Below are 591 nucleotides of genomic sequence, written 5' to 3'. Positions count from 1 at the left end.
CATGTCTGCGGCGTTTCCTGTTGCCGGTAATCCGAGCCATCCGTCTCCAAGATGTGTCCCAACGACGGCGGGCCAGCCAGTTGATGCGCAGTAATTACCCTCTGCAATCCGTGAATTGTGATGGCCAACTTCCCTATCGGGGAAGGCTTTGAGGAACGGATTCTGATGGAAGTCCTGGAACCCATCGATACCTCTGGTACTGCCGATTCCGGCAGGACCGTACCACATGAAATCCTCGTGCCAGTACGCTTCCATACCCATGTTTTCGAGGCCTTTCTCTTCGTAGGAATTTAGCCCGTCGAAGAGCATTCCCTCGACGAGTTCCATCGTCTTTTGTGACTCGTCGTTGTCCTGTTCGTCGAGAAGTACTCCATCCTGTGTGGTGGGTCCTGGTATGACGACTTCTGGACCGAGCGATGGGAATAACTGATACCCAGCTTGACGGAGCACATCCAATATGTCTATGATTGTCCGCGTTTCTGCGATTTTCCCGTCTTCTATCCGATGGAACTCGCCGTACCGGAGCCAAGTTGCATGACCTGTGGCAGGGATGTCAAGCCAATCTTCTTCGAAGGTTCCGACCATGTTCCC

1 protein-coding gene is annotated in these 591 nt (G+C 53.3%); it reads right to left on the bottom strand.

Going from position 1 to position 591, the window contains the following annotated elements; genetic code table 11:
• A partial coding sequence (locus AUR66_RS16255; protein WP_197409835.1) for a nuclear transport factor 2 family protein occupies window positions 1–591 on the bottom strand: 591 nt, incomplete at both ends.

It is taken from the genome of Haloferax profundi (genome assembly GCF_001469865.1).
GTDB lineage: Archaea > Halobacteriota > Halobacteria > Halobacteriales > Haloferacaceae > Haloferax > Haloferax profundi.
Note: the sequence above shows the minus strand (reverse complement) of the source record. Positions and strands in the feature narration are given on the sequence as shown.